2 protein-coding genes are annotated in these 527 nt (G+C 48.8%); both read left to right on the forward strand.

The window, feature by feature from the left end; all coding sequences use genetic code 11:
- Positions 1-194 (forward strand): flagellar biosynthetic protein FliR (locus R7Q09_RS28150; protein WP_318144210.1); only part of this gene is annotated, 194 nt, incomplete at its 5' end.
- Positions 191-527: EscU/YscU/HrcU family type III secretion system export apparatus switch protein (locus R7Q09_RS28155; protein WP_318144211.1), on the forward strand; the 337-nt coding region annotated here is incomplete at its 3' end. The genes R7Q09_RS28150 and R7Q09_RS28155, both read left to right, overlap by 4 nt.

Here is a 527-nt window from a genome sequence, read left to right on the forward strand (position 1 = left end):
TGGCGAACATCAGCTTTGGTGTGATGAACCGCGCCGCACCGTCTCTGAACGTTTATGCGCTAGGTTTTCCGATGACCATGCTACTTGGCCTGTTCAGTGTTTTGATTTCTGTTTCCGGTGTTCCGGGCCGCTATACCGCGCTGGTGCATGAGACGATCCGACACTTAAACAACTTTATGTTGGGGGGCGCATGAGCGATCAGTCGTCACAAGACAAAACCGAAAAGGCCTCCCCCCAGAAAGTTAAAAAAGCCCGCCAGGAAGGCCAAATTCCACGAGCGAAAGAATTCACCACTGCAGTCATTTTCATGGCTGTAGCGCTGTATTTTTACTCTCAAATCAATAGCATCTGGGAAAGCATGTTCGGCATTTTTCGCTATAACATGTCGTTGACGAAAGCCGACCTAGAAAACCCACAGCAAATGGTAGAACAAGTAGGTCAGAGCCTTGGCATGATCATCGAAATGTTGTTGCCACTTTTCACGGTTATCATCATCGTGACGTTCGGTAGCAGTATGGTCTTGGGCG

It is taken from the genome of Vibrio sp. 2130-1, assembly GCF_033339515.1.